The organism is Lactivibrio alcoholicus, from assembly GCF_055390895.1.
This window is the reverse complement of sequence record NZ_AP042471.1, coordinates 26,030-52,715: the sequence shown is the minus strand read 5'-3', so window position 1 is coordinate 52,715 and position 26,686 is coordinate 26,030. Positions and strand designations below refer to the sequence as shown.

Annotated in this window: 24 protein-coding genes and 1 other annotated feature; of the genes, 13 read left to right on the top strand and 11 right to left on the bottom strand. The window is 59.4% G+C overall.

What is annotated here, in order from left to right:
- Positions 1 to 19 precede the first annotated feature (19 nt).
- From ACZ5IU_RS00270 to ACZ5IU_RS00230, 9 genes are all read left to right on the top strand, one after another.
- Positions 20 to 442, top strand: a complete 423-nt coding sequence (locus ACZ5IU_RS00270; RefSeq protein WP_464419361.1) for a hydrogenase maturation nickel metallochaperone HypA/HybF — start codon at positions 20 to 22, stop codon at positions 440 to 442.
- Positions 369 to 1,034: a hydrogenase nickel incorporation protein HypB gene (gene hypB / locus ACZ5IU_RS00265; RefSeq protein WP_464419359.1), complete on the top strand. Its 666-nt coding sequence runs from the start codon at positions 369 to 371 to the stop codon at positions 1,032 to 1,034. The genes ACZ5IU_RS00270 and hypB overlap by 74 nt, the downstream gene beginning before the upstream one ends.
- Positions 1,031 to 3,016 (top strand): ATP-dependent helicase, encoded by a 1,986-nt coding sequence (locus ACZ5IU_RS00260; protein WP_464419357.1) that lies wholly within the window; start codon positions 1,031 to 1,033, stop codon positions 3,014 to 3,016. The genes hypB and ACZ5IU_RS00260 overlap by 4 nt, the downstream gene beginning before the upstream one ends.
- Positions 2,976 to 3,824: a dephospho-CoA kinase gene (coaE, locus tag ACZ5IU_RS00255; RefSeq protein WP_464419355.1), complete on the top strand. Its 849-nt coding sequence runs from the start codon at positions 2,976 to 2,978 to the stop codon at positions 3,822 to 3,824. Before ACZ5IU_RS00260 ends, coaE begins: the two co-directional genes overlap by 41 nt.
- On the top strand, positions 3,821 to 6,526 hold the full coding sequence (locus ACZ5IU_RS00250) for a CBS domain-containing protein (protein WP_464419353.1): 2,706 nt from the start codon (positions 3,821 to 3,823) through the stop codon (positions 6,524 to 6,526). Before coaE ends, ACZ5IU_RS00250 begins: the two co-directional genes overlap by 4 nt.
- Positions 6,480 to 7,061 (top strand): site-2 protease family protein, encoded by a 582-nt coding sequence (locus ACZ5IU_RS00245; RefSeq protein ID WP_464421768.1) that lies wholly within the window; start codon positions 6,480 to 6,482, stop codon positions 7,059 to 7,061. Before ACZ5IU_RS00250 ends, ACZ5IU_RS00245 begins: the two co-directional genes overlap by 47 nt.
- A gap of 15 nt (positions 7,062 to 7,076) precedes the next feature.
- Positions 7,077 to 7,871, top strand: a complete 795-nt coding sequence (gene surE, locus ACZ5IU_RS00240; protein ID WP_464419351.1) for a 5'/3'-nucleotidase SurE — start codon at positions 7,077 to 7,079, stop codon at positions 7,869 to 7,871.
- A gap of 54 nt (positions 7,872 to 7,925) precedes the next feature.
- Positions 7,926 to 8,129: a binding site (T-box leader), on the top strand.
- A gap of 42 nt (positions 8,130 to 8,171) precedes the next feature.
- Entirely contained in the window at positions 8,172 to 9,398 is a 1,227-nt protein-coding gene (locus tag ACZ5IU_RS00235; protein ID WP_464419349.1) for an argininosuccinate synthase, read from the top strand.
- 313 nt (positions 9,399 to 9,711) lie between these two features.
- Entirely contained in the window at positions 9,712 to 10,380 is a 669-nt protein-coding gene (locus tag ACZ5IU_RS00230; protein WP_464419347.1) for a hypothetical protein, read from the top strand.
- A 105-nt stretch (positions 10,381 to 10,485) separates the two neighbouring features.
- Here ACZ5IU_RS00230 and purE read toward each other — a convergent pair whose 3' ends face one another.
- From purE to purC, 10 genes are read right to left on the bottom strand one after another with little or no spacing between them, the layout of a single operon-like run.
- Positions 10,486 to 11,010, bottom strand: a complete 525-nt coding sequence (gene purE, locus ACZ5IU_RS00225; RefSeq protein ID WP_464419345.1) for a 5-(carboxyamino)imidazole ribonucleotide mutase — start codon at positions 11,008 to 11,010, stop codon at positions 10,486 to 10,488.
- A gap of 4 nt (positions 11,011 to 11,014) precedes the next feature.
- A complete protein-coding gene (gene purD / locus ACZ5IU_RS00220; protein ID WP_464419343.1) occupies positions 11,015 to 12,298 on the bottom strand; it encodes a phosphoribosylamine--glycine ligase in 1,284 nt (427 codons plus the stop codon).
- A gap of 19 nt (positions 12,299 to 12,317) precedes the next feature.
- Positions 12,318 to 13,844 carry a bifunctional phosphoribosylaminoimidazolecarboxamide formyltransferase/IMP cyclohydrolase gene (gene purH / locus ACZ5IU_RS00215; protein WP_464419341.1) on the bottom strand — a complete coding sequence of 509 codons (1,527 nt, stop codon included), beginning with the start codon at positions 13,842 to 13,844 and terminating at the stop codon, positions 12,318 to 12,320.
- A gap of 51 nt (positions 13,845 to 13,895) precedes the next feature.
- Complete coding sequence (purN, locus tag ACZ5IU_RS00210; protein ID WP_464419339.1) at positions 13,896 to 14,480, bottom strand: phosphoribosylglycinamide formyltransferase; 585 nt, start codon at positions 14,478 to 14,480, stop codon at positions 13,896 to 13,898.
- Positions 14,477 to 15,466 (bottom strand): phosphoribosylformylglycinamidine cyclo-ligase, encoded by a 990-nt coding sequence (gene purM / locus ACZ5IU_RS00205; protein ID WP_464419337.1) that lies wholly within the window; start codon positions 15,464 to 15,466, stop codon positions 14,477 to 14,479. Before purM ends, purN begins: the two co-directional genes overlap by 4 nt.
- Positions 15,453 to 16,829: an amidophosphoribosyltransferase gene (gene purF / locus ACZ5IU_RS00200; RefSeq protein WP_464419335.1), complete on the bottom strand. Its 1,377-nt coding sequence runs from the start codon at positions 16,827 to 16,829 to the stop codon at positions 15,453 to 15,455. The genes purM and purF overlap by 14 nt, the downstream gene beginning before the upstream one ends.
- Position 16,830: 1 nt before the next feature.
- Positions 16,831 to 19,011, bottom strand: a complete 2,181-nt coding sequence (gene purL / locus ACZ5IU_RS00195; RefSeq protein ID WP_464419333.1) for a phosphoribosylformylglycinamidine synthase subunit PurL — start codon at positions 19,009 to 19,011, stop codon at positions 16,831 to 16,833.
- Positions 19,011 to 19,757, bottom strand: coding sequence for a phosphoribosylformylglycinamidine synthase subunit PurQ (gene purQ, locus ACZ5IU_RS00190; protein WP_464419331.1), 747 nt, complete (start codon positions 19,755 to 19,757; stop codon positions 19,011 to 19,013). Before purQ ends, purL begins: the two co-directional genes overlap by 1 nt.
- On the bottom strand, positions 19,757 to 20,017 hold the full coding sequence (gene purS, locus ACZ5IU_RS00185) for a phosphoribosylformylglycinamidine synthase subunit PurS (RefSeq protein WP_464419329.1): 261 nt from the start codon (positions 20,015 to 20,017) through the stop codon (positions 19,757 to 19,759). The genes purQ and purS overlap by 1 nt, the downstream gene beginning before the upstream one ends.
- A 3-nt stretch (positions 20,018 to 20,020) precedes the next feature.
- Positions 20,021 to 20,737, bottom strand: coding sequence for a phosphoribosylaminoimidazolesuccinocarboxamide synthase (purC, locus tag ACZ5IU_RS00180; RefSeq protein WP_464419327.1), 717 nt, complete (start codon positions 20,735 to 20,737; stop codon positions 20,021 to 20,023).
- Positions 20,738 to 20,927: 190 nt separating this feature from the next.
- On the opposite strand from purC, the gene lepA reads away from it, so the two are divergent.
- The 3 genes from lepA to ACZ5IU_RS00165 are packed head-to-tail and all read left to right on the top strand — an operon-like array spanning position 20,928 to position 24,497.
- Positions 20,928 to 22,739 (top strand): translation elongation factor 4, encoded by a 1,812-nt coding sequence (gene lepA, locus ACZ5IU_RS00175; protein ID WP_464419325.1) that lies wholly within the window; start codon positions 20,928 to 20,930, stop codon positions 22,737 to 22,739.
- 20 nt (positions 22,740 to 22,759) lie between these two features.
- Positions 22,760 to 23,890, top strand: coding sequence for a radical SAM family heme chaperone HemW (gene hemW / locus ACZ5IU_RS00170; RefSeq protein WP_464419323.1), 1,131 nt, complete (start codon positions 22,760 to 22,762; stop codon positions 23,888 to 23,890).
- A gap of 25 nt (positions 23,891 to 23,915) precedes the next feature.
- Positions 23,916 to 24,497 carry a hypothetical protein gene (locus tag ACZ5IU_RS00165; protein ID WP_464419321.1) on the top strand — a complete coding sequence of 194 codons (582 nt, stop codon included), beginning with the start codon at positions 23,916 to 23,918 and terminating at the stop codon, positions 24,495 to 24,497.
- Positions 24,498 to 24,499: 2 nt separating this feature from the next.
- On the opposite strand, the gene ACZ5IU_RS00160 is transcribed toward ACZ5IU_RS00165, so the two are convergent.
- Complete coding sequence (locus tag ACZ5IU_RS00160; protein ID WP_464419319.1) at positions 24,500 to 25,153, bottom strand: hypothetical protein; 654 nt, start codon at positions 25,151 to 25,153, stop codon at positions 24,500 to 24,502.
- Between the two features lie 126 nt (positions 25,154 to 25,279).
- Here ACZ5IU_RS00160 and selA point away from each other — a divergent pair, with 126 nt between their 5' ends.
- Positions 25,280 to 26,686 carry an L-seryl-tRNA(Sec) selenium transferase gene (gene selA / locus ACZ5IU_RS00155; RefSeq protein WP_464419317.1) on the top strand — a complete coding sequence of 469 codons (1,407 nt, stop codon included), beginning with the start codon at positions 25,280 to 25,282 and terminating at the stop codon, positions 26,684 to 26,686.

Genomic DNA, 26,686 nt, shown 5'->3' with positions numbered 1-26,686 from the left:
TTTGCCGGGAGGGGACGGAATGCATGAATTGTCGCTCGTCGAAGCGATTCTTGACAGCCTCCTGCCGATGTGTTCCGAATACGGCATCGAGGGAAAGGTCCGTTCGGTCCGGTTGCGGATCGGGCGGATGCGTCAGGTGATTCCGGACGTCATGCGCTTTGCGTACGAAGTAGCAACGGAAAACACGTCGCTCTCCGGATCGACTCTCGAAATCACCGTTATTCCACTGCGTTTTTCCTGTCCGGCGTGCGGCGCCGAATGGGAGGGTCAGGAGGCCATCGCCTTCGTCTGTCCGAAGTGCGGTGGACGGGATGTGACGACGCACTCCGGCATGGAGCTTGAAATAGAATCAATGGAGGTGGAGCAGCATGATGAACCGAGTCATAACGATTCGACAGTCCGTGATGGAAGCGGACGAGGCGATAGCCCGAAGGATCCGTGAGCGGATGAGGCAGGACGGCCGCCTGTACGTCAATATCATCGGATCCCCCGGATCGGGAAAGACGACGCTCCTCGAAACGACGATCAGAAGCGCCCCGGATCTCAGATGCGCCGTCATCGAGGGGGACATCGCCACTGCGCGGGACGCGGAGAGGATCGCCGCGCTTGGAGTTCCCTCCGTCCAGATCAACACGGACGGAGGGTGTCACCTCGAGGCGCACCTCGTCTCCCGCGCCCTGGAATCGCTGCCGCTTGAGGATATCGACGTTCTTTTCGTCGAGAACGTGGGGAATCTCGTGTGTCCGGCGGAGTTCGACATCGGGGAGGATATGAAGGTTGCGGTCAGCAGCGTTCCCGAAGGGGCGGACAAACCCCTCAAGTATCCTCTGCTGTTTTCCCAGGCGAAGGCGGTCCTGTTGACGAAGACGGACCTGCTGCCCTACGTTCCGTTCGGGATGGACCTGTACCAGAGCGACCTCGAACGGCTGAATCCCGGAATTCCGCTCTTGATGGTGGAGCCGCTTTCGGGGAAAGGAATCGACGCATGGATCGCGCTATTGCGACGGTGGCTGAAGGAGAAGCGAAACGCATGACGGAAGTCGATTCAATCCTTGAACGTCTCAATCCGAGACAACGGGAGGCGGTCTCGTACTGTGAAGGGCCGCTTCTTGTCCTTGCCGGGGCGGGAAGCGGCAAGACCCGCGTTCTCGCGCACAAGATCGCGTACCTGATCGCTTCGGGAAAAGCCTCTCCTCAGGGAATCCTCGCCGTCACGTTCACCAACAAGGCCGCCCGCGAGATGTCCGAACGCGTTCAGCAGCTGGTCGGGCCGATCTCCCGGATGATACAGGTCAGCACGTTCCATGCGTTCGGGCTCAAGTTCCTGTTCCGGAACCATGAAGCGCTCGAAAGCACGGGAGTCAGAAAAGGATTTGTCGTCTTTGACCGGGGAGACACGAAGGGACTCATCAGAGATATCATGACGGAGTTGAATCTCGACTCGAAAGACATCGAACCGGCGACACTCCTCGAGAACGTCTCCCGGATAAAGAACGAAATGAATCCGTTGGATATGCAGCCTCCGCCCGGTCTGATCGATTCCGTCACGGGCCCGGTTTTTAAGAGATACCAGGAGCGCCTGCGGGAGCATAACGCGCTGGACTTCGACGATCTGCTCGTATTGCCGCTCCACCTTCTCGTGGCGGACGCCGGCGTCAGGGAGCGGGAGCGACAGAGGCTCCAATGGATCCTTGTGGACGAATACCAGGACGTGAACCGGATTCAGTATCAACTCCTGCGATATCTGGCGGGCAAGAGGGGGGCCATCATGGTCGTCGGGGATCCGGATCAGTCGATCTACGGATGGCGCGGCGCGGATATGTCCATGATCCTGAACTTCGAGAAGGATTTCCCCCCGGCGAAAGTCTGCGTCCTCGACCAGAACTACCGATCGACGGGCAACATCCTGGCAGGGGCGAATGCGCTCATACTGGGCAATTCGAATCGCCGGAAGAAGGAACTCTGGACCGTCCGTGACAGCGGAGAGCGGATCCGCGTACTGCTCGCACCCGATGAAACCGTGGAGGCGACGTCGCTCGTATCCGAGATCCTGCGCCTTCACAACAGGGAACATTATGACTTCGGCGATATCGCCATCCTGTACCGCATCAACGCGATGAGCCGGATCTACGAGCAGAAACTCATGGAGAATCTGGTTCCCTACCGTGTTATCCGCGGAACCGCGTTCTATGAGCGAAAGGAGGTCAAGGACGTCCTTTCGTTCATGCGGCTTGCGGCCAACCCTCTGGACCGCGTATCGCTCATGAGGGCGGGAAACGTTCCGGTACGCGGACTCGGGAAAAAATCGCTCGAGAAGCTGGCGGACACCATCCTTTCCTTTCCCGCCCTTCCCCCTTCCGATATCTGGAGACTGGTCTCGGAAGGGAAGAGCGGGCTTGCATCCAAGGCCGCTCTCGGGGCGTCGGAGTTGGCGACCCACATGGCTGCGATTCTTGAGCGATCGCGGGATGTCGGCGAGATCATCGCGTATATTCTCGAGGATCTCGGGTACGCGGAGTTTCTTCGCGAACAGGAAAGCGAGACGTGGGAAGATCGCGTCGAGAACGTCAGGGAGCTGACCTCCCTTGTCCCGTCGGGTGGGGATCTCTCCGAAATGCTCGCGGAGGCGTCGCTTTTCACGGATCTCGAGACGACGGACATGTCGGACCGAAACTCGGTGAACCTCCTGACGCTCCACGCCGCAAAGGGGCTCGAGTTCCCGGTGGTTTTCCTCGTCGGTCTCGAGGAGGGGATCTTCCCCCACTTCCGCAGTCTCGACGTCCAGGACTCTCTCGAGGAGGAACGCCGCCTCTGCTACGTGGGAATGACCCGTGCCGAAGAGCGCCTGAACATGAGCGGCGCGAAGAGCAGACGGCTTTTCGGAAGTACGATGAGGAACGGGTATTCCCGTTTCTTCTGGGAGATTCCGGACCAGTACAAGGTTGTCGAGGATCGTAGCGAGGAGGAACGGGGCGATGTTCGTCCTGGGTATCGCGGGAGACGTTGGGGCTGGTAAGAGCACGGTCTGCCGGCTCTTCGAGGGACATGGAGCGGTAGCGCTTGACGCTGACTCGATCGTCCGTGACCTCTGGGAGCGATCCTTCGTCCTCGAAGCGGCGAAAACTCGATGGGGAAACGCCGTCGTTTCCCCCGACGGCCGCGCCGACAAAAAGGCGATCTCGCGAGAACTTTTTTCTTCCGACATCGAGTACCGGTGGCTGTGCGACTTCCTGCACCCGCTGGTTCGAGTCGAAATCGAGTCGCGACTCGCGAAGCTCGAGGGGATCGTTTTCGTCGAAGTGCCGCTTCTCTTCGAAAGCCCCCTTCCTTGGTGGGCGGACGGAACCGTGTACGTCGGCGCTCCGGCAGAAGTCCGCGGAAGGCGGAACACTTTCCGCGGGCTCGACGAGACCGAGCTTTCCCGGAGGGAGCGGTTCCTTCTTCCGCGGGAGGAGAAACGAAAAAAAGCCGACTTCCTGATTGAAAACGACGGAGAGATGGAAGATCTCGAAACCCGGGTCCGAGAGCTTTGGGCGACGCTGTTGCCTCTTGCCCGGATCGTTGCGGGAGAAGCCGCCTTCGGAGATCAGGCCGGAGCCCGTTCCTTCGGTGAGAGAATTCTCGCGGAGCGTCTCGCGACGGCGATCTCGCTTCGCGAATACGTCGATCGCCGGACGGGAATTTTCTTCGTGACGGAAGAAACCCGGATGCGACGAATAGAGGAGGTCGCGGGTGAATTTGGAGACGGTTCCGTCTGGGCTGGAGGAGTTCGCCGGTGTTCATGCCGGTCCAGAAAACTGATTCTGAAGGAGCTCGGGACGTGACAGTCATCACGAGCCACATGGGGAGCGATTTCGATTCGCTTGCGGCGATGGTCGCCGCTTCGAAGCTCTATCCGGGAGCCGTTCTCTGTATGGCGGGAGCGAGCGGCAGGACCGTTCGCAATTTTCTCGCGAAGAACCAGAGGCGGTGGGATATCCTGACGCCGCGTCGGGTGCGTTTGAGGGATATCGATTTCCTCGTGGTTGTCGACGCGCGGTCGCTGTCGAGAATCGGGCCGTTTGCCGAGGTCGCTTCGCGGGATGGAGTCAGGGTCCACGTTTATGATCACCATCCTCCCTCATGCGACGATATTGATGCGGAGTTCGCATGCATCGAACCGGTCGGAGCGACGACAACCCTCATGGTGGAAATCCTGTTGCGGAAGGAAATCCCCATCTCTCCCCAGGAAGCGACGCTCTTTGCCACAGGAATCTATGAGGATACCGGAGGAATGACGTTCGGAGGAACCGGACCGCGAGATTTCGAGGCGATGGCGCATCTCAGGACGCTCGGTGCCGACATGACGTCCGTCCCCTCTTCGATAGAGATGACTTATACTCCGCCCGAGCGGAAGCTTCTCGACACTCTGATCGAAAACGCGCGGGAGAGCTTTCGCGGAGGAGTCCGCGTCGTTCTTTCCCATGCGGATCTTCCGTCGTACATCGACGGGCTCTCGCTCTTCGTACACAGGCTCCGGGACTATTTCTCGGCCGATGTCGTCCTGGCCGCCGCCAGAATGGGACAGAGAACTTATCTGGTCGCGCGGAGCCACGAGGACACGATCGATGCGGCCCGCCTGCTCGCCCCGCTCGGCGGCGGCGGACATCCGCAGGCCGCTTCGGTAACGCTTCACAATGCCGACCCGAAAAAGCTGCTTTCTTCCATGGAATGCGTCCTCGACAGTGAAATCCCGGCAAAGGAATGCGTATCGAACTACATGACGAGCCCCGTCCTTGCCGTCGCTCCCGATTCGTCCGTCAACGACGCGTACCGGACGATGATCCGCTACGGGCATGCGGCCCTTCCTGTCGTCGATGCCCGCGATCTCGTCGGGCTCATCACGAGAAAGGACCTCGACAAGGCCCATCTTCACGGATACGGGCTCGCGCAGGTCCGGGAGTTCATGACGGAAGGAGTCCGGACGATATCCGGAAACGCCTCGATCCAGGAGGCTCACCGACTCTTCGTGATTCACAACATCGGCAGGCTTCCCGTCATGGAAGACGACCGGCTCGTCGGAATCATCACGAGAACGGACCTGATCCGCGCGTTGTACCCGTATTCGGTCCCGAAGGCTGAACAACGCGAGGATGCGGCCCTTCCGTGGAAGGAAAACGTCGCCGACTCGATAGAAATGGTGCTCTCCGAACACGTCCAGTCGCTTCTCTGGCAGATCGGCGCGCACGCCGGGAAGATGGGGATGAGGGCGTTCATCGTCGGAGGGACAGTCCGCGATATTCTGCTCGGACGAAGGGGAATCGACATCGATATCGTCGTGGAGGGAGATGCGACGCTTCTCGTCGGGGCATTCGGGAATGAATGTAATTGCCGGACCTCGGTCCACGAACGGTACAAAACCGGAACCATCCTGTTCGATTCCGGCGAAAAGATCGACATCGCGACGGCGCGGCGGGAATTCTACGAATTTCCCTCAGCGCAGCCGACCGTCTCGAGTGACTCGTTGAAGCACGACCTCTACAGGCGCGACTATACGATCAACGCGATGGCAGTATCCATCAACCCGCTTTCGTGGGGGGAACTCCTCGACTACTTTGGCGGCAGGAGAGATCTTTCCTCGCGATTGCTCCGCGTGCTCCACAATCTGAGTTTCGTCGAGGATCCCACGAGGGTTCTGAGAGGTGTGCGTCTGGAAAAGCGCCTTTCCCTGAACTTCGAGGGGAACTCGATGCGCCTCCTGACGAGCTGCGTTCGCGGAGGACTGCTCGCGAAGCTGTCGGGATTCCGCCTGAAGAGCGAGCTCGAGATCACGCTTCGAGAATCCGATCCCCTTCCGGCATGCCGGAGGATGGAGGAGCTCGGACTCTGGGAATCGATCTTCCCCGGGATCTGTCTGAAGCCCGGGTGTTTCCTGAGAGTCAGGAGACTCACGGTCTTTCTTTCGAGAATCCCGAAAGGGTTCCCCGACTTCTCGGGACTTGAGTGGCTTGCGTTTCTCACGGCGCTTCTTTCGGAATCGACGGAACCGGTACAGCGTTTCGCGATGGATCGCCTCAATCTGACGCGGAAGGAACGTGGAATTGTAGTAAAATCCCTCGTGGGACTGACGCAGATGGAAAAGGAGCTTGGCGGAAAGATCGCTCCGAAGAACTCCCGGATCGTCGAGCTTCTCGAGAATGTTCATCCGGTTCCGGCGCTCTACTGGAGTGCGGCGACGGACCGCTGGCATATGAGGCGCCGAATTCTCCTTTTCCTGAAGAACCTCAGGCACCGTCGGCCGTCACTGACGGGAGGAGACCTGATACAGATAGGGTATCGGGAAGGGCCGTGGATCGGCGAACTCCTCAAATTTCTGCGGACGCTCGTTCTGGACAATATCCTCGTTTCGAGGGAGGACGAAATCCGCTGGGTTCTGGGTACCTATCCGACGTCGACAAGGAGTGTGAGAGAACGTGTTCCAGTTTCCCAACCTGTCGGAGATGCTTCTCAGCATCCCGGCCGTCCTCTGGGCGATCACCTTTCATGAATTCTGCCACGGATACATGGCCTATCGTCTCGGCGATCCGACGGCCAAGTTGCGCGGCCGCCTTTCCCTGAATCCGATGGATCACCTCGACCCGATCGGAGCGGTAATGCTTCTCATCTTTCGTTTCGGATGGGCGAAACCGGTTCCGATTGATCCGAGATACTTCAGGAATCCCAGAAGAGACATCTTTCTGGTCTCGATCGCGGGGGTGACCGGAAATCTTCTCACCGCCTTCGTCTGTGGACTCGTGGTGCGGTTGCTTCCGTACCCGTTCCTTCGTATTCCGGCTCTCGGCCAGTTCATGGTGCTCATGGTCATCATCAACGTCGGTCTTGCCGTCTTCAACCTCATCCCGATCCCACCGCTCGACGGATCGAAAATCGTCTATACGTTCCTGCCGCCGTCGTTGATGGAAAAGTATTTCTGGCTCGAGCGTTACGGTTTTTTCGTCCTGATCATCCTGCTTTCCCTCGGCGTCATCCAGGCGATCATGAATCCGATCGTTTTCTTTCTCCTGCGAGTCATTCTCTTTTAGTTCCGGGAAGACGCCATGAGAGTGCTTCTGACGAACGACGACGGTATTCACGCTCCCGGAATAACGACGTGTGCGAATACCCTTTTCTCCCTCGGACATGAGGTCCACGTCGTCGCTCCCGACCGCGAGCGGAGCAGCATCGGACACGCCGTGACGCTTACCCGGCCGATCTGTCTCAGACCTCCCCACGAAAGGGGGGCGTATGTTCCCGGACTCGACCTCCTTGCCTGCGACGGTACGCCGTCCGATTGTGTCGTCCTCGGCGTCGAAACGATCGCGCCGGAGACGGAGATCGTCGTCTCGGGAATCAACCGCGGGCCGAATCTCGGGGACGACCTGACATATTCCGGAACCGTTTCCGCGGCGATGGAAGGCGCCATCCTCGGCAAACCGGCGCTGGCGGTCTCCCTGAACTGCGGACAGCGGGAGCATACGTCGCATTACGAGTCGGCGGGCCGCGTCTGCGCGGAAATCCTCCGGCTCCTTTCCCGCTTCTTCCTCCATCCCGGTCTTCTGCTGAACGTGAACGTTCCGAACCTTCCGCTTGGCGATATCAGGGGGGTACGCGTCACCCGGAAGGGCGTCCGCCTGTACGAGGAAAAGGTTTCGTCGCTGAATTCTCCGGAGGGGACGCTCTGCTTCTGGGTGTCGGGCCGCCCCGCCGACAGACTCGAAGAGGAAGGGAGCGACGTCTGGGCCGTCGCGAACGGCTATGTCTCGGTGACGCCGATCCATATGGATATGACACACTTCCCGTCTCTCGACGGGCTCCGGGAAACCGGAGTCGAAACAATAAACTTTTTATCATAGTCCAGATCGGCAGTTGACAATAGTTTATTCCGTGCTATAATACCCACAAATGTCGTAAAGGCGATGAACGGGAGGAGTACCCGCCTGTGTGCGTCCAGAGAGAAGGGTCCAGGCTGCGAACCCTTTCGTTACTGGGTGGGGAACGTGTCCGTGAGCCTGTTCCGAAGAAAGGCCGCAAGGCCATGAAGGAACGCAGGACGAGAGGGCGACTTCATGTCGCCAAGATGGGTGGTACCGCGGGCAAGGCCCGTCCCTTCAGGGACGGGCCTTTTATCGTTCGAAATCAGGGGAGGATTGCAGATGGGCGACAAAGGAAAGGTAGTTCTCGCGTACAGCGGCGGTCTGGATACGTCCGTGGCGACGATGTGGCTCACGGAACAGGGATACGATGTTGTCACGATGACGGCCGATGTCGGCCAGAAGGAAGTCGATCTCGAGGCTTCGAAGAACAAGGCGCTTCACAGCGGAGCTGTCAAGGCGTACATCATGGATCTCCGGAAGCAGTTCGTGGATCAGTTCGTCTGGCCGGCACTCAAGGCCAACGGAATGTATCAGGGAACCTACCCGCTGAACTCGGCGCTTTCCCGGCCCCTGATCGCGCAGACGCTCGCGACCATAGCGAAAAAGGAAGGCGCCGTTGCTGTTGCCCACGGATGCACCGGCAAGGGACAGGACCAGGTACGGATCGAAGTCTGCACGAACGCGCTCGATCCGAAACTTCAGGTGCTTGCCCCGGTGCGGGACTGGCATTTCAGTCGCGAGGCGGAGATCGCCTACGCGAAGGAACACGGCATTCCGCTCTCGATCACGGCCAAATCGCCCTACAGCATCGATGAGAACATGTGGGGGCGATCGATCGAATGCGGAGCGCTCGAGGATCCCTGGAACGAGCCGCCCGAGGACGCGTTCGATATTACGGTCGCTCCGGGGAAGGCCCCGGATACGGCGGAGTTCGTCGAGATTGCGTTCGAAAAGGGGCTTCCGGTTGCCCTCAACGGAGAAGCGATGAACGGCGTCGCGATGATCGAAGCGCTGAACAAGATCGCCGGAGGTCACGGCGTCGGACGGATCGACATGATCGAAGACCGTCTTGTGGGCTTCAAGAGCCGTGAAGTCTACGAGTGTCCGGCGGCGATGACGCTTCTCGCGGCGCACAGAGCTCTCGAAACCATGACTCTCGACAAGCAGGTGATCTCGTGCAAAAAACTGCTTGAGACGAAGTTTGCCGAACTGACGTACGAAGGGTACTGGTTCTCGCCGCTCATGGACGCGATCGGCGCGTTCGTGGACGAGACACAGGCGTACGTGAACGGAATCGTCAGGGTTCGCCTCTTCAAGGGACAGGCTGTCGTCTGCGGGATGAAATCCACGAATGCGATCTACAAGCACGACCTCGCGACGTATTCCGAAGGCGACGCCTTCGACCACAACGCCGCGGTCGGTTTCATCAGGATCTGGGGGCTTCCGATCAGGACGTGGCAACAGGTGCATCAGAAACAGGTTCCGATCGAGATTCCCTGCCTTTGAGAGGCATCGGTCGAAACGGAGGGGGGACACCCCCTCCGTTTTTTTGTACAATAGCGCGCGAAGGGAGATGGAAAACGATGCCCGGTCCGCATCCGCAGTCGCCTTTGCAAAGATTGACGATCATTGCCCTTATGTCGGCGGGATTTCTCGTTCTTATAGGAATTGCGCTTTTCGGAAAGGAACGTGTCGGCGCTTTTTTCAGCGGTTCTTTGAAATTTGCGTGGATTGGTGTACTATTGGCCATAGGGTATTTTTCCGCGCATCTGAGAAGATGACGCCCGTCTCTGCGCGGAGGGAAGGAGATGTGCGCCAGGTGGAAAAAGGCAATGAAGCGGCGACAGCCGGAATCGATGAGAAGGAGGGTATCATCACGACTGAATACGAGTGCTTCTGCGAGGGTATGAACGAAAGCGGGGTATCCGTCAACGCGGCACCGAAGGCGGCCGCCACTGTAGCGACCGGAAGCGGAAGATCGAGGAAACGCGCGTTGCTTACGGGGTTCCTCGCGTTCGCCATCGGAATCTCGATCCTGAACACACTCTGGAACAAGGTTGAGGAGAGAATTGAACTCGCGAATCGCGACATCGTGACGAAGACCGCCGATCTTGGCAAACGGATCGAGGCTGCGCTCGCTTCGGTGAAATCGATGGAGGCCGAGTTCGCGTCCCTCAAGCAGATCTCCGAGTCAAACACGAACGACGTTGCTTCCCTGAAGATGTCTGTCGGTTCCTACAGCGATCAGACCCAGCGTCTTGAACTCCAGGCGAAGCGGCACGCTGATTACCTGAAGAGAGAGCTTCGCGGCAAACAAATGGAGCTCCGCGAGCTCGCAGAACTTGTGCGCTTCCAGGAGATGCTTCTCGGCGAAACGAAGACGGGCGATACGCATGAAGTCGCCGCGTCGTCTTCCCCGAATGCGGAGAGAGTCCCCCAGGCTGGAGGAAAGATCGGAACGCCCGATTCTGCGACGAAATCCAACTGACGAATCCGACGGACGTTCAGTGGCGTTGAGGGAATACGAATCAACGGGGAGAGACGGTAGTCCGGTCTCTCCCCGTTCGCTTTTCATCAAAGGGTATTTCTGCGTCTACAGGAACGCGTCCTCCGGCGCTGACGGAAGGTCTTCGATCGATGCTCGCGATCTGGCGACCTTCTCCGCCTCATTTTCGGTCCATTTCGTCAGCTTTGCGAGGAGACGTTCATCCCCGAGCGAGAGAATCCTGAGCGCCAGAAGAGCCGCGTTCTTCGCTCCTCCGATGCCGAGCGAGGCGACGGGAACTCCGGGGGGCATCTGCGCGACAGAAAGCAATGCGTCGAGTCCGCCGAGCGACCCTGCCGGGACCGGGACGCCCAGAACCGGCAGCGGCGTGTGCGCCGCGACGACTCCGGGCAGGGCGGCGGATAAGCCCGCGACGCAGATGAGAACCCCGATTCCCCGGGACATCGCGTTTCCGGCATAGCGAACCGTAGCGTCCGGTGTCCTGTGTGCGGAAGAAACCGTTACTTCATGGCCGACGCCGAAAAGCTCCAGTGTTTCCGAAATCGTCTTTGCGAACGGAATGTCGCTTGCCGAGCCGAGAATGATGCCGACCTTCGGTGGTGTTCCGTTCATGTCATTACCTCCTTTCCTGATGAAGTCGCTCTTTCCGGGCAATGTCCGTCCTGAAATGCATTCCGTCGAACGCGATGCACCCCGTTCCTCGGTAGGCGCGCTCGCGGGCGTCATCGAGGGTGTCGCCCGTCGCGACGACGTTGAGAACGCGCCCTCCGGACGTGACGGCCCTTCCGTCGCGAAGCGCCGTTCCGGCATGAAGCACCGAAACGTTGCAGGATGATTCCGCTTCGCGGATTCCCCGGATCGGGAGTCCCGTCTCATATGTTCCCGGATAACCGCCGGAGGAGATAACGACATCGACCGCGTAGCCCGGCGAGATGTTCCACGGGACGGTTCCGAGCTTCCCGGAGGCACATGCGGAAACCGCCTGAGCGAAATCTCCCCCGAACAGAGGAAGGACGACCTGTGTCTCTGGATCGCCGAAACGAACGTTGTATTCGACGACACTCGGGGATCCGTTCGCGTCGATCATGAGTCCGAAATACAGGACGCCGCGATAGGGAATTCCTTCGGATTGAAGTCCGAGAATAGTCGGTAAAAGAATGCGGGTATTGATTTCGTTTTTCATAGTTTCCGTCAGCCACGGAACGGGGGCGAACGCGCCCATTCCTCCCGTGTTCGGTCCTTTGTCGCGATCGAACACGCGTTTGTGGTCCTGACTCGGAGCGAGAACGCGCAGCGTCTCTCCGTCGGTCATCGTCAGGAGGGTCAGTTCGTCGCCGGGCAGAAAATCTTCGACGAGAAGCGTCTTTCCCGAGTTCCCGAGAGATCCCGAGAGCATCGCCGCGGCCGCCTTTTCCGCGTCGGAAGGAGATTCGGCAACGATGACCCCCTTTCCCGCCGCCAGTCCGTCCGCCTTGACGACGAATGGCGGACGACGTTTCGCGATTGCCGCGGAGACCTCTGAGCGCGACGTACAGATATCGAAATCCGCCGTGGGAATTGAGTGTCGGCGCATGAAGGCCTTCGCGAAGCACTTGCTTCCTTCGAGCATCGCTCCCTGCTGGCCCGGGCCGAAGACGGCGAACCCCGCGCTGCGGAGATCGTCGGCGATCCCCGCGCAGAGCGGAGCTTCCGGACCGATCAGAACGAGGTCCGGACGAAACGTTTCAGCAAGGGAGAGAACGGCGCGGGTATCGACGGGATTCACGTCGTGGCAGATCGCCTCCATGCAGATTCCGGCATTCCCCGGTGCGACATCGATCCGCGAAACGTCCTTCGATTTCAGAAGAGCGCGAAGGATCGCGTGTTCTCTTCCGCCGCCTCCGAGAAGAAGGATATTCATGGAAAGAGACCTCCAATCCTCAGTGACGGAAGGTTCGGTGTCCGCTCAGGAACATGCTGACGGACAGCTTCCGGGCCGCCTCGATAACGTCGGCGTCCCGGACGGATCCGCCTGGTTGGATGATCGCCGCGACGCCGGCTTCCGCCGCCGCCTCGATCCCGTCCGGGAACGGGAAGAACGCGTCCGACGCCATGACGGAGTCCTTCGCCGCCTCCCCTGCCTGTTCGATGGCGAAGCGCACGGCGTAGACGCGGCTACAGAAGCCCATTCCGATGCCCACGGCCTTTCCGTCCCGGACGAGAGCGACCGAGTTGCTTTTGGAAAGCGCGGCGATCTTCCATGCGAGAATGAGGTCTTCCCAGCGGTCGTTGCGTTCCTTTCCGATCCATTCGCCCTTAGCGGGATCGGGAAGAGGAGGGAGGCTGTCCTCCTGCATCAGAACGCCGCCCCAGGTCCCGGTCATCTGCAAGGGCGAGACGCGTCTTCCCTTCCAGAGGACGGGGCGGAGCGCGGGGCGTTCCGTCCTGATGAGTTCGATCGCTTCGTCGGTGAACGACGGGGCGACGATGACTTCGGTGAAGTGCGACGCGACCGCCCTGGCGAGTTCGGCGTCAACGGTCCGGGTAACGCCGACGATGCCGCCGAATGCCGAAAGCGGATCGCACGAATAGGCCTTCTCGTACGCCTCGAGAGGCGTCGCTCCGACGGCCATGCCGCACGGGGTCGTATGTTTGATGACGAGCGCGGCACACGACGATCCCAGCATGGCGAGTCCGCGCATCGCCGAGTCGATGTCGAGGATATTGTTGTAGGAAATCTCCTTGCCTCCGAGGACGTCGAACGGCATGTCCGAAAAGACGGGTTCGTAGAGCGCCGCCGACTGGTGCGGGTTCTCGCCGTACCGGAGAGGCATGACCTTCCGGAGACGCATGACGCTTTCCTCGGGCAGAACGTCGCGTTCGACCCCAAGCGCGTCCGAGAGGCCGTCGTGAATCGTCGCGTCGTACCCCGATGTCTTTCGGAACGCCTTGAGCGCGAGACGTTGCCGTGTTGGAAGGGTGATGTCCCCCTCCGCGTCGATCTCTTCGACGACGAGCGCATAGTCCGTCGGGTCGGTGAGCACGACGACGTTCCTGTAGTTCTTCGCGGCAGCTCGGATCAGGGAGACGCCGCCGATATCTATATTGTCGAGAAGATCCTCGAGTGACGAGTCGAGTTTTGCGGTTTCCTCGAAGGGGTAGAGATTGCACACGACCATATCTATCATGGGAATATCGTGGCGTTTAGCGTCGGCCTCGTCCACCGGGTGTCCCCGCCGGGCGAGAATTCCTCCGAAGATCTTCGGGTGAAGCGTCTTGACTCGTCCCTCCATGATGTGCGGGAATCCGGTCAGGTCGCTGACCTCCCTGACGGGAAGTCCGGATTCGCGGATTCGCGCCGCGCTGCCTGAACTCGACAGCAGGTCGTACCCTCTTTCGGAAAGGGCCTTCGCGAGCGCTTCGAGCTCCGTCTTGTCGTGAACCGAGAGCAAAGCGGTTTTTTTCATGTTTGCCTCTCCTTTCGGAAGAGAATCGGTAGTGTCGCGGGATGTGTCCCTTTATCTCGAGAGCGGCTTGAGGCCGCCGGAGAAGAGACCCCGGAGAGTGTTCCAGTAGAGATCGTGCTCCGTTCCGTGAATCCGTTCTTCGAGCGTTTCGGGCGTATCGTCGTCGTGTACGGGGACCGCTCGCTGCGCAAGGATGGGGCCCGTATCGGTCCCGCTGTCGACGAGGTGGACCGTGACGCCGGTGAGTCGGACCCCCGCCTTCCACGCGTCTTCGATCGCGTGGGCCCCGCGGAATGCGGGAAGAAGCGCCGGGTGGATATTGACGATCCGATGGAGAAATCGGGAAACGAAATCCGGGGAGAGGATCCGCATGAATCCCGCGAGGACGATCCATGTCACGGCATTTTCCCGGCAGAGGGAGAGAAGATCCCGTTCACCCTCCGCCTTTCCCCGGTCGTACGGGAGAACGTGCGCCGGAATACCCCGGGATGAAGCCTTGTTCAGTCCTGCGGCGGCCGGCGAATCCGACGCGACGAAGGCGACCGATGCATCGAGATCGCCGGAGGCGATCCTGTCGAAGATCGCTTCCATATTCGTCCCCCGTCCGGAAATGAGAATCGCGATCCGTTCCGTCATGCTGTGACCGTACCGATGATGGTCGCCATCTCGCCGAGCGCTCCGCAGCGGTGAAGGATTTCTTCGGCGTCCTCCTTCGCGACCACGAGACAGAATCCGATCCCGAGATTGAAGACCCGGCGCATTTCCTGCTCGTCGACGCCCGTCCCGGCGATGACGTCGAATATCGCCGGGCGTTTCCACGATGCGTAATCGATGTCGACGTCGAGATCTTTGGGGATGACGCGGATGATATTGCCGTAAAGTCCGCCGCCCGTAATGTGCGCCATTCCCCTGATTTTTCCGGTTCCTGCCAGGGAGAGGACCTGCCTGACGTAGAGCCTCGTCGGGCGGATGAGCGCGCGTCCGAGGGGTTCGTCGAGAGGATCGATCGTTGCGGACACGTCGTACGAGTTGTCTCCGAAGAGGACCTTCCGGACGAGCGAGAATCCGTTACTGTGAATTCCCGAACTTGCGAGGCCGATCAGGACGTCGCCTTTTCCAACCCGGCTTCCGTCGATGACGTCCGACTCCCGGACCATGCCTGCGGCAAATCCCGCGAGATCGAACCCGTCCGCCGGGTAGACTCCCGGCATTTCCGCCGTCTCGCCTCCGAGGAGGGCGCACCCGCTCTGAGAACATGCGTCGGCGATCCCTTCGACCACCGCCGACATGAGAGAGACGTCGAGACGCCCACAGGCGATATAGTCAAGGAAGAAGAGCGGACGGGCGCCGCAGGTGACGAGATCGTTCACGTTCATCGCGACGAGGTCCTGTCCGAGTCCGCGGTATTCGCCGACCATCTTCGCGACTTCGAGTTTCGTCCCGACGCCGTCGCAGCACCCCGCGATGAGCAGGTCCCCGTCGACGCGATACAGACCGGAAAATCCTCCGATTCCTCCGATGGCTCGCGGATCCGATGGCATCTTCGAAACGATCCGTTTGATCACGTCGACCCAGAGATCTCCTCCCTCGATATCGACGCCTGCATCCTTATAGAGCGACATCCCGGACATCTCCTCCCTCTTCAAGATATTTTCCCGAGAAGCAAGCCGTACAGACTCCGTTTTCGCCGAGGCCGATCGCCTCGACGAGATCTTCCTCCGGGAGATATTCGAGCGAATCCGCCCCGACCTCCGCCCCGAGTTGCCTGACGTTCATCCGTGCGGCCGCGAGCTCGACGCGTGTCGGAGTATCGATTCCATAGTAGCAGGGAAAGCGGACGGGGGGCGAGGAGACGCGCATGTGAACGGCGGATGCCCCCGCTGACTTGATCATCGTGATCATCCTCTGACACGTCGTTCCCCGGACGATCGAATCGTCGACGACGACCACCGATTTTCCGGCGAGAACCCCCGTGATGGGGTTGAGCTTGATGCGGACACCCAGTTCCCGAACGCGCTGCGTCGGCTCGATGAATGTCCGTCCGACGTATCGGTTCCTGACGACCGCGGTTTCGTGGGAAAGACCGCTCTCCTGTGCGAACCCCATCGCAGCGATCGTTCCGCTGTCGGGCATACCCGATACGATGTCGGCTCCGGTCGCGGGACCTTTTCGTGCGAGACGCCGGCCGAGTTCCTTTCTGACGGCATACACGGACTTGCCCTCGATAACGCTGTCGGGACGCGCGAAGTAGACGAACTCGAAGGAGCAGAGACGATGCGTATGCGTTTCCATCGGAATCCGGAGCGATCTCGGACCATCCGGTCCAAGTACGACGACCTCTCCGGGGTCGATATCACGGATCGTCGTCGCGCCGACAAGATCCAAAGCGCACGTTTCGGACGAGACGTACCACACGTCACCGCGTTTGCCGATGACGAGCGGGCGGAATCCCCACGGATCTCTGACCGCCACGAGCGTGTCGTCGATGAGAAGCGTGAGGGAATATGCGCCGACGAGGCGGGTCAGGGAATCGACGAGTGCGTCGATCGGGCGCTTGTGCGGCTGGTGCGCCACCAGATGAAGGATGACCTCTGTGTCCGTTGTGGACTGGAAAATGGCTCCGCGGCTCTCGAGCATTGTCTTGAGCCCTTCCGCGTTCGTCAGATTTCCGTTGTGGGCGACCGCGACGGAGCCTCTGGACGTCGTCGAGATGAGGGGCTGCGCATTCGCAAGATCGGATCCTCCCGACGTGGAATAGCGGACGTGACCGATCGCGCAGTGAACGGACCGGCGGGCGAGGTCGCCCTGGTCCAGCGCCGCGTGGACCAGGCCGTTTCCTTTTATTGACGCGATCCGTCCGTCGTCTCCGATCCACGCGACCCCGGTAGATTCCTGACCGCGATGCTGCAACGCGTACAGACCGAGATAGACTTCCTCGAGAACGGGGTTTCCCTTCGGGGAGTACGCGCCGAACACGCCGCACATCTCAGTTATGTCCTCCGGAGATCGTAGCGGAAGAACGGAACGCGCTTCCCATATCGCCAAGGGTGAGCGTAATCAGTTCGCCGATCCTGAGAGAGTCGCCTCCGGCTACACCGATGCGGAAGCAGGGAAACCCGCGCCAGAGTTCCTCGAATGTCCCTGACATACGATCGGAGACAGCGTAGACGGCGCGCGGTCCTCCCTCGCCGAAAAGGGTACCGAGCGTATCCAGGACCGCAGGGAGGTCGATGGAGGCACCGATGCCGCTCGCGAGCGCTTCATGGACGAGAGCGACCGAAAGCCCCCCCCCTGCCAGCGCCCGTCCGCTCCGGGCGCACCGTTCCCTTGCCGTGGCGCGCGCGCGGGAGCAGAACAGCCGTTCGGCTTCCGCGTCGAACCGGACCGGGCGTCCGGGAACGGAGCCGGAAATGGTTTGCTGATAACGGCTTCCGGAAAGGGATCCCTCCGGCCGTCCGACGAGATACACCAGGTCCCCTGCCTTCCAGTTGCCTGAGGGAATCCAGGAAAGCGGCGCTTCGATCAGTCCGACGACGCCGATGACCGGTGTCGGGAGGATGGCGCCGGACGCGCTCTCGTTGTAGAGGCTGACATTTCCGGAAACGATGGGACACTGAAGCTCTTTTCCGCAGAAGGCGATTCCTCTGACGACTTCCGAGAGCTCGTAGTATTGCTCGGGTTTTTCGGGAGATGGGAAATTGAGACAATCCGTAGCGCCGATTGCGGCCGCTCCGGCGACCGATACCGCGCGAATGCCGCAGGCAAAGGATTCCGCGCCGCCCTCGAACGGATCGAGCCGGCACTTCCACGGCTCGGACTCCAGAGCAACCGCGAGCATGTTGCCGTTTTCCCTGATTCTCAGAAGGGAAACGGGCGCTCCGGGACCGACGATCGTGTTGGTCTGAACCATGGAGTCGTACTGCTCGTATATCCAACTCTTGTCAGCCGTGGAGGGCGACGAGAGGATTTCCAGGAGAGCGTCCGCGTGATTCGTTCCCGTCGGTGCGGTTTCCGCGTGGCTGGAGACCCTGCGGGATTCGTAGTCGGGAGATCGGCTTTCCCAGTGCGCTTCGGGACAATCGTCGACGATCAGCGATGCGGGAAGGGAAACGATTTCCTCTCCGTACCACCGCACGACGTAACGGTCGCCCTCAGTGACCTTGCCGATGACGGCGCAGTCGAGTCCCCAGTGTTCCGCGACGTGTGCGACCGAATCGTAATCTTCGGGCAGGACGATGAGAAGCATCCGCTCCTGCGATTCGGAGAGGGCTATTTCCCATGGCTGCATGCCTTCAGCCCGGAGCGGGACTCGATCGAAGTCGACGACCATTCCGACGCCGCTTTTCGCGGCGATTTCGCTGCTCGAAGACGTGATTCCCGCGGCTCCCATATCCTGCATGCAAACGATGAGCCCTTTGTCGCGCAGTTCGAGGCATGCCTCGATGAGGAGCTTTTCGATGAATGGGTCACCGATCTGGATCGAAGGTCTGCTCGCCTTCGAATCTTCCGAGAGTTCCACGGATGCGAACGCGGCGCCCGCTATGCCGTCCCGTCCCGTTTTCGACCCGAGGATGACGACGAGTTGTCCGGGGCGGGCCGTTTTCGAGCTGATGACGTCCTCTCTGCGGACGATGCCGAGACAGAGCGCGTTCAGAAGCGGATTGTCGGAATACGAGCCGTCGTACATCGTCTTGCCGCCGACGGTGGGAACTCCGACGGCGTTGCCGTATCCCGCGACGCCGCTCACGATGCCGGTCGAAAGGGATTGCGTTCTCGGATGCGATGGGTCGCCGAAGAAGAGGCCGTCCATCGAGGCAATCGGCCGCGCGCCGAGGGCGAGTATGTCCCTGATGATTCCTCCGACGCCGGTCGCCGCTCCCTGATACGGAGCGACGGCCGACGGATGGTTGTGACTTTCGACCTTGAAGGCGACGCCGTATCCGTGACCGATATCCACGATTCCGGCATTTTCGCCCGGGCCGGCCCAAACGCGCTCGCTTTTGTTCGGAAGCGTCCTGAGAAGGGGCTTCGTGGATTTATAGCTGCAGTGTTCGGACCACATGACGCCGAGAATCCGGAGTTCCGTCTCGGTCGGTTCCCTTCCGAGGGTCCGCACGATGAAATCGTACTCGTCGGTACGCAGTCCCGCCTTTTTAAAGTCTGTCATCACGCTGACCTCCCGTACGTCCAGTCGCGAACGCCCTTCCAGAAATCCGTGCCGTCGGGATTGCCTGAAAACGTATCTGCGCCGAGCCGGGAGCGTGTCTCGGGGTCGAGCAGGAGGTCTTCGGCGCGTTCGGGGTGAGGCATCAGTCCGAGGACATTTCCCCGTTCGTTGACGATCCCGGCGATGTTGTTCATTGCTCCGTTCGGATTGGTCGCGTCGTCGACGCGACCGTCCGGCGACGCGTAACGGAATACGACCTGCCGACGTCGTTCGAGATCGCGAAGTTCGTCCGGTGGCAGGAAATACAGCCCCTCGTAGTGCGCGATCGGGAAACTGACGATCTGATGATCCCGGAACGTTCGCGTAAATGGAGTATCCGTCCGTTCGACGCGAAGCGTGCATGGACGGCAGATGAAGCGAAGCGACCTGTTGGCGAGGAGTGCGCCGGGGAGAAGCCGGGACTCCGTCAGGACCTGGAATCCGTTGCAGATTCCGACGACCAGTCCGCCGGAATCCGCGTGGCGTGACACGGCTTCCATGATCGGAGATCTGGCGGCCATGGCACCGCAGCGAAGGTAGTCTCCATAGGAAAATCCCCCGGGAAGGACGACGAGATCCGTCCCGGAAGGGAGCTGCGACTGCTTGTGCCAGACGAAATCCGTCTCCGTTCCGAGAACGAGGCGGATCGCGTGTCCGACGTCCCGGTCGCAATTGCTTCCGGGGAAGACGATGACGGTCGCTCTCATCAGGCGTCGTCCTCTTCGCGCACGTCGACGGTGAATTCCTCAATGATCCCGTTGACGAGAAGATCGTCGCAGACCGTGCGGGCGGAACGCGTCGCGTCTTCGAGCGACGGGGCCTCTATCCTGAGTCTGATGTATTTTCCGATCCTGACGTCGCGGACCTCCGCGTGTCCCGCATCGTGAAGGACGGCGCCGACGGCCTTTCCCTGCGTATCGAGGACGCCTTCCTTGAGAAAGACGAGAACGCTGGCGTGATACAGCATGGCTCAGATCCTTTGTCCGGAAATCCGCGCCCAGATCTCGCGGTATGCTCCGAGAACGTCGCCGAGATCCTTCCGGAAGCGGTCCTTGTCGAGTTTCATTTTCGTCTCCTTGTCCCAGAAACGGCATGTGTCGGGAGAGATCTCATCGGAAAGGAGGAGTTTTCCCTCGGAGTCGATGCCGAATTCGAGCTTGAAATCGACGAGAACGATGTTCTTTTCGTCGAAGAATTTTCCGAGAATCCTGTCGATCGAGAGAGCGATCCCCTTGATCTCGTCGATCTGTTTCCGGTCCGCCCAGCCGAACAGTTCGGCATGGTCTTCGGTGATCAGGGGATCCCCGAGTTCGTCGTTCTTCAGATAGAATTCGACGAGAGGACGGGGGAGCGTGATGCCTTCAGGAACGCCAAGGCGTTTGCAGAGCGTTCCGGTCGTGATGTTCCGGACGACGACCTCCACCGGAAGGATCCGGACCTTTCTTACAAGCTGGTGTGTTTCGTCGATAGTCCGTATGAAGTGGTTCGGAATCCCTTCCTTTGCGAGATACGTGAAAAGCCACGCCGAAATTCTGTTGTTCAGTTCTCCTTTTCCTTCGATGGAATCCTTCTTCTGTGCGTTGAAAGCGGTCAGGGAGTTCTTGTATTCCACGAGCATGATGCCGGGATTTTCGGTTGAGAACATCTTCTTGGCTTTGCCTTCGTACATAAGCTCTCTTTTATCCACAGAATGACACCTCCGTCGGGCTATATTACGAACATTATTATGATATAACGCATGAAAGTCAAGATGCTTTCCAGTCTCTCTTTTCCTTTACAAAGAGACGGGTCCATGGTATGAACTCTCTGCGTGAAATCGAAGGCCACGAAATGACACAGAACGGGGAACGGCTCTTGATCGGGAGGATACATCAGGGATGGACACGGCACGTATACGGAACTTCTGCATCATCGCCCATATCGACCACGGGAAGTCGACGCTTGCCGATCGCCTTCTAGAGCGAACGGGGACGATTGACAAGAGAGGCATGAAAAACCAAATTCTCGACTCGATGGAGCTCGAACGGGAACGCGGCATTACGATCAAGCTTGTCCCGGTTCGCATGGACTATACGGCGAAAAACGGAGAGGCGTACGTCCTCAATCTCATCGACACGCCGGGGCATGTCGATTTCGGATATGAGGTTTCGCGTTCGCTTGCCTCGTGCGAGGGGGCCGTGCTCGTCGTCGATGCCTCGCAGGGTGTGGAGGCGCAGACGGTGGCCAACGCGTATATGGCCGTCGAACAGGGGCTCGATATCCTTCCCGTCGTCAACAAGATCGACCTTCCTTCGGCGCACCCCGAATCGGTCAAGAAAGAGATCGAGGACGCCATCGGCCTGGACGCGTCGGACGCCATTCTGGCGAGCGCCAAGGACGGGACGGGGATCGACGATATCCTCGAACGGATTGTGCGGTCGGTCCGTCCTCCGGAAGAGAAATCAGACGCACCGCTTCGGGCGCTGATCTTCGATTCGATCTACGACAACTACAGGGGCGTCATCTGTTACATCCGCGTCGTCGAGGGAGAGGTCCGGGCCGGGATGAGTATCCGGTTTATGGCTTCGGGGCGCGATTATCCCGTTGAGGAAATCGGCGTCTTCCGGCCTTCGTACGTTCCCGTCGATCGCCTCTCCTGTGGAGAAGTCGGGTATCTCATCGCAAATGTCAAGACTGTCGCGGAGGCTCATGTCGGAGATACGGTGACCGATGCGCTCCGTCCCGCGCCCGAAGCTTTGCCTGGCTACCGACGCGTCAAGCCCGTCGTCTTCTGCGGTTTCTACCCGATCGAACGCGACGAGTACCCGGAACTCAGGGACGCACTCGAGAAACTGACGTTGAACGACGCCTCGATCACGTTCGTTCCCGAGACGTCCGTGGCGCTGGGATTCGGTTTCCGGTGCGGCTTCCTCGGCCTTTTGCATATGGATGTCTCCAAGGAACGTCTCCGTCGGGAGTTCGACGTCGAACTCGTCGCGACGTCCCCGAACGTCGTCTACGAAGTCGTGACGGCGAACGGAGATGTCATCGAGGCGAACAGGCCTTCCGACTTCCCCGAGCTGTCCGAAATCCGCGAGATCCGGGAGCCGATCATTCGACTGACGTGTTTCGTTCCGACAGAGTTCGTCGGAAAAGTCATGCAGTTCTGCCAGGACAAGCGGGGAACATTCATCTCAATGGACTATCTCTCGCCCGAAAGGGCGCGTCTCTTCTATGACCTTCCGCTTGCGGAATTCATCATCGACTTCCACGATAAAATGAAGTCGCTGACGCGCGGATACGCGTCGCTGGACTACGAGTATCGCGGCTTCCGCTCCGCCGATCTCGTTCGCGTGGATGTTCTCATCGGCGGAGAGGCGGCGGACGCTTTCTCCTTCATCTGCCACAGGGATGCTGCCTACCACAGGGGGCAGGCTGTCGTCCGCAAGCTCAAGGAGCTCATTCCGCAGCAATTGTTCGAGGTGCCGATCCAGGCATCCATCGGAAAGAGAATCATCGTCCGGCAGAATATCAAAGCGCTGCGAAAGGACGTTCTCGCGAAGTGCTATGGCGGCGACATCTCACGAAAGCGAAAACTCCTCGAGAAACAGAAAGAGGGCAAAAAGCGGATGAAGCAGATCGGTAAGGTTTCAATCCCGCAGGAGGCGTTCCTCGCTTTCCTCAGGGTGGAAGAAGGGGAAGACGCATAGACGTCCGCGTTCCGTTGCCGATGGAGCGGCTTGCCGCGGCAACGCCGCGTTCCCTGTACGTTCATCTGCCGTTTTGCGTGCGGAAGTGCCCCTACTGTGCCTTTTCGAGTTCCGTTCCTGAGACGGGAGAAATCGACCGGTATCTCGACGCGATGGATTGCGAGTGCCGTTTCTGGTCGGAGACCTTCTCCGGAAAGCATCGTTTCGACACTCTCTACATCGGCGGCGGAACGCCGACGATTCTCGACGTCCGACAATGGGAGCTCCTTTTCGGAATCCTCTGGCGATACTTCGATTTCGGAGCGTCTTTCGAGGCAAGCGTCGAGGCGAACCCCGGCAGTCTGGAATCCGGACATCTGGACCTCTGGAGAAAGAACGGCATAACGAGGGTCAGCATCGGGGTTCAGAGTGTCCATGATCGTGAACTTTCCTGGCTTCGGAGACCTCATGGCGGAAGGGAAGCGATCGATGCCGTGGAAAGAACAGCCCAGGCCGGGTTCAGGTGCAGCGCCGATATCATGTTCGGAATCGCAGGCCAGACGCTCCGTTCTTTCAGGGAGTCTCTCGACGGAGTTCTCGCTGCCGGAGCCGAACACATTTCTACATACCACCTGACGATAGAGCCCGGAACGCCCTGGGGGACGACGCCTCCTGCGGATATGACCGACGGGTATCCGTTTTATCGCTTCGCACAGTGGTACCTTCCCCGCAAGATGATGTTCCAGTACGAAATCGCGAGCTTTGCGCGAGATGGAGCTGAATGCAGCCATAATATGGCCTATTGGGACGAGACCGACGTCCTGGCGGTCGGGGCGAGCGCTTCGGGGCACCTTGCCGGCCTGAGGTATACGAACGTTTCCGAGGGAAGGGAGTATATCCGTCGGCTGGAGGCGGGAGAATCGCCGTCCGATTCGATCGAGGATCTCCCTCCGGAAGCGAAAGCCAGGGAAGCGGCGATTCTGGCGCTGAGGACGCGCCGTGGGATCGCGTTTGCTGAGTTTGGTGTACGTTTCGGAACGAAATCTCTCGACCGGGTTTTGGGAATTCTCGATTCCTTTCCATCGTTTTTTTTCGTTCGCAACAGCGAGTATGTCGCGCTTTCCCCGCGCGGAATGCGGATCGCCAACCGCATCTGGGAAGAGATTCTCTGAGCCGGAACGATAACGGAGGGCTTCCATGCAATATGGACTGATTCTCTTCGAAACGGACGAGGAAACGATTTTTGAAAATCTGCTTCTGACTCTTTCTTCGTATCAGCCGTCTGCGACGAAGATCCCGGGGTATACGGTGAGCGTCGCCGACTCGCTGAAAGGCGCACTCGACTACATCGGCGACGAAAAAAGCGCCGCCGGTCTTTTTACTGCCAGTCTGATCACTCGGGTGTATGCATCGTACGTATATGAACGCCCCGCCGTCCTGATCGCGGCGGATACGATGGAAGGCCGGGCGAGATGGATTACGGAGCGCTGGAGGTCAAAGACGGGGAGAAACTACAACGGAATGATCCTTTCGAGTTACCCGAAGGGAATCGACTGGGATCTGATCGGGATCGCGACTCCAGGGTGGGTTCTCCTGTTCGACGAGGAGATGGATTACGCAGCGAAAGACATCATCGACGATTCGTTGCGAGTCGCATACCTCCCGGGTGCACAGACCCTGACGGAACGACTCCAGCCCGATGTGCCGTCTCCGGACGCGCTTGTCATGCTTCTCGACGTGCTTCTCGACAGTCTTCCCTGGAAGACGGAACAATCCTGAAATCAGAAGGACAGCGTTCGTTCCGAGCGAAGCAGCGTCGTCGTGATATCCTGAAACGAGACGATATTCCCGACGCCGAGCACCTCTTCGATACCGAAATGCGTCACGCAATCTCTGTTCAGCAGCACCCGACACCCGCGTCGATTCAAGGCGGCGATTCCATCACAGGTTTTTGTACCTCTGACGGCGAGTTTGACGCCTTCGTTCATCAGGATGATCGTCTGGGGGATCGGCGTGGTGTGATTCAGCGACGCAAGGAATGACATCGCGAGGTTCTCTCCGTGTTCCTCGTCGCTTCCGCCGATGGTTCTCCCGGACAAAAGTATCGTACATCCGCCGAACACCGGGTGTGCCTGAGGGGAAGCGATCTGCGGCGCCGGTGCTTTTTTCTGACGATTTGCGGGAGCGGTCTTGCGCGTGGATTTCACGGAGGGGGCTCCGGGAGCGGGAGGATACGCCTTCAGGACGACGGTTCCCTCATCGTCTTCGATGCTGACGTCGTACCCGTTTTCCTCGAGCGAAGTCCGAACCTTCGAAGCGACCATGGGATTGTCGAGAAGGACGGAAAAGGCATCCGCGTCAGCGGTCGAAATGGCACGGACGGACTCTATGGCTTTATCGGAGGATTTTCCGCGAAAATCGTATGCTTCTGTCATCGGATCACCTGAACAATTCTCCGCAAGGGAGAGATATATTCCATTTCCAAAACTAAGGTACAATTATAGCATCGTTCCTTGCAGTTACAGGGAAAAACGTTTCTTTCAAAAGGGAGGTCATGAAACATGATGACTGAACCGAATTCCCAGGCGCGTCTGAGAGGACTCCCGCCGATGGATTCCCTTCTCGATCAGTCGTGGCTTGCGGAGTGGATCGACTCGCTCGGAAGAGAGACGGTAAAACGGGTGTTCACGTCCATCGTCGGTGATATCCGCGAAGGAATCCGGAATGGCGTGAAAGAAGATACCTCTATGGAGGCGATCAACCGGAGAGTGGCCGCGATATTCTTCCGGCGGGGACGTCCGAGCCTTCGTCCCGTCGTCAACGCGACCGGGGTTGTGGTACATACGAATCTCGGCCGCTCCTGCCTTTCGGATGAGGCTGTCCGTTCCGTTTCGGACGTCGCGCGCGCGTACAGCACGCTCGAATACGATCTGTCCGCCGGAGAGCGGGGTCACAGGAACGACCACATCGAATGGCTTCTCTCGGAAATTTCGGGAGCTGAGGCCGCCCTTGTAGTCAACAACAATGCCGCGGCGGTCCTCTTGTGTCTCGCTGCGCTGGCGCGCGACAGGGAGGTTGTCGTTTCGAGAGGAGAACTCGTTGAGATCGGAGGTTCGTTCCGAATCCCCGACGTCATGGCTTTTTCCGGAGCCCGCCTCGCGGAAGTCGGAACCACGAACCGCACGCACCTGAAGGACTACATCGGCGCAATCAATCAGGAAACGGCGATGCTTCTGAAGGTCCATCCGTCAAACTTCAGGATCCGGGGATTTACGTCCTCGGTCGACCGAAGGGATCTGGCGGCGTGTGCGAGGGAGCGGAACGTCGTATCGATGGAGGATCTCGGAAGTGGACTGATTCTTTCCGCCGCCGAGACGGGCGTTCCGGGCGAATCGACTATTCGGGAATGCATAACCGCCGGAATCGATATCGTCACCTTTTCCGGCGACAAGATGCTTGGAGGACCGCAGATCGGTTGCATTGTCGGAAAGCGGAATCTCATCGGCGCACTCAAGTCCTACCCTCTCCTCAGAGCGCTTCGCGTCGACAAAATGACGCTTGCGGCGTTCGAGACGACGCTCCGGTTGTATCTGTCCGGACGTGCGGACTGTGTTCCGACGGTAAGAATGATTTCCGAAGCACCGGATATCCTGCGGACGAAAGCGCGCAGTCTGGCGCGCCTGCTCCGGAAACGAATCGGGGGATGCGTTTGCAGAGTGGTGCCTGTGGAGGATGCGGTTGGCGGCGGCGCGTTTCCGGAAGAACCGCTCTCCGGGTATGGCGTCATCTTCGAGAATTCGTCGTCGGAGTTATCCACGGGACAGATTCTCGTGTCGTTACGGACATCGGAAGTCCCCGTCGTTGCCGGAGCCAGGGACGACGCAGTCGTGTTCCATGTCAGAACCCTTCTCGAGGGAGACAACGAGAGAATCGTCCGTTCTCTCGAGTCGGTATTCTCTGGGAAGTGA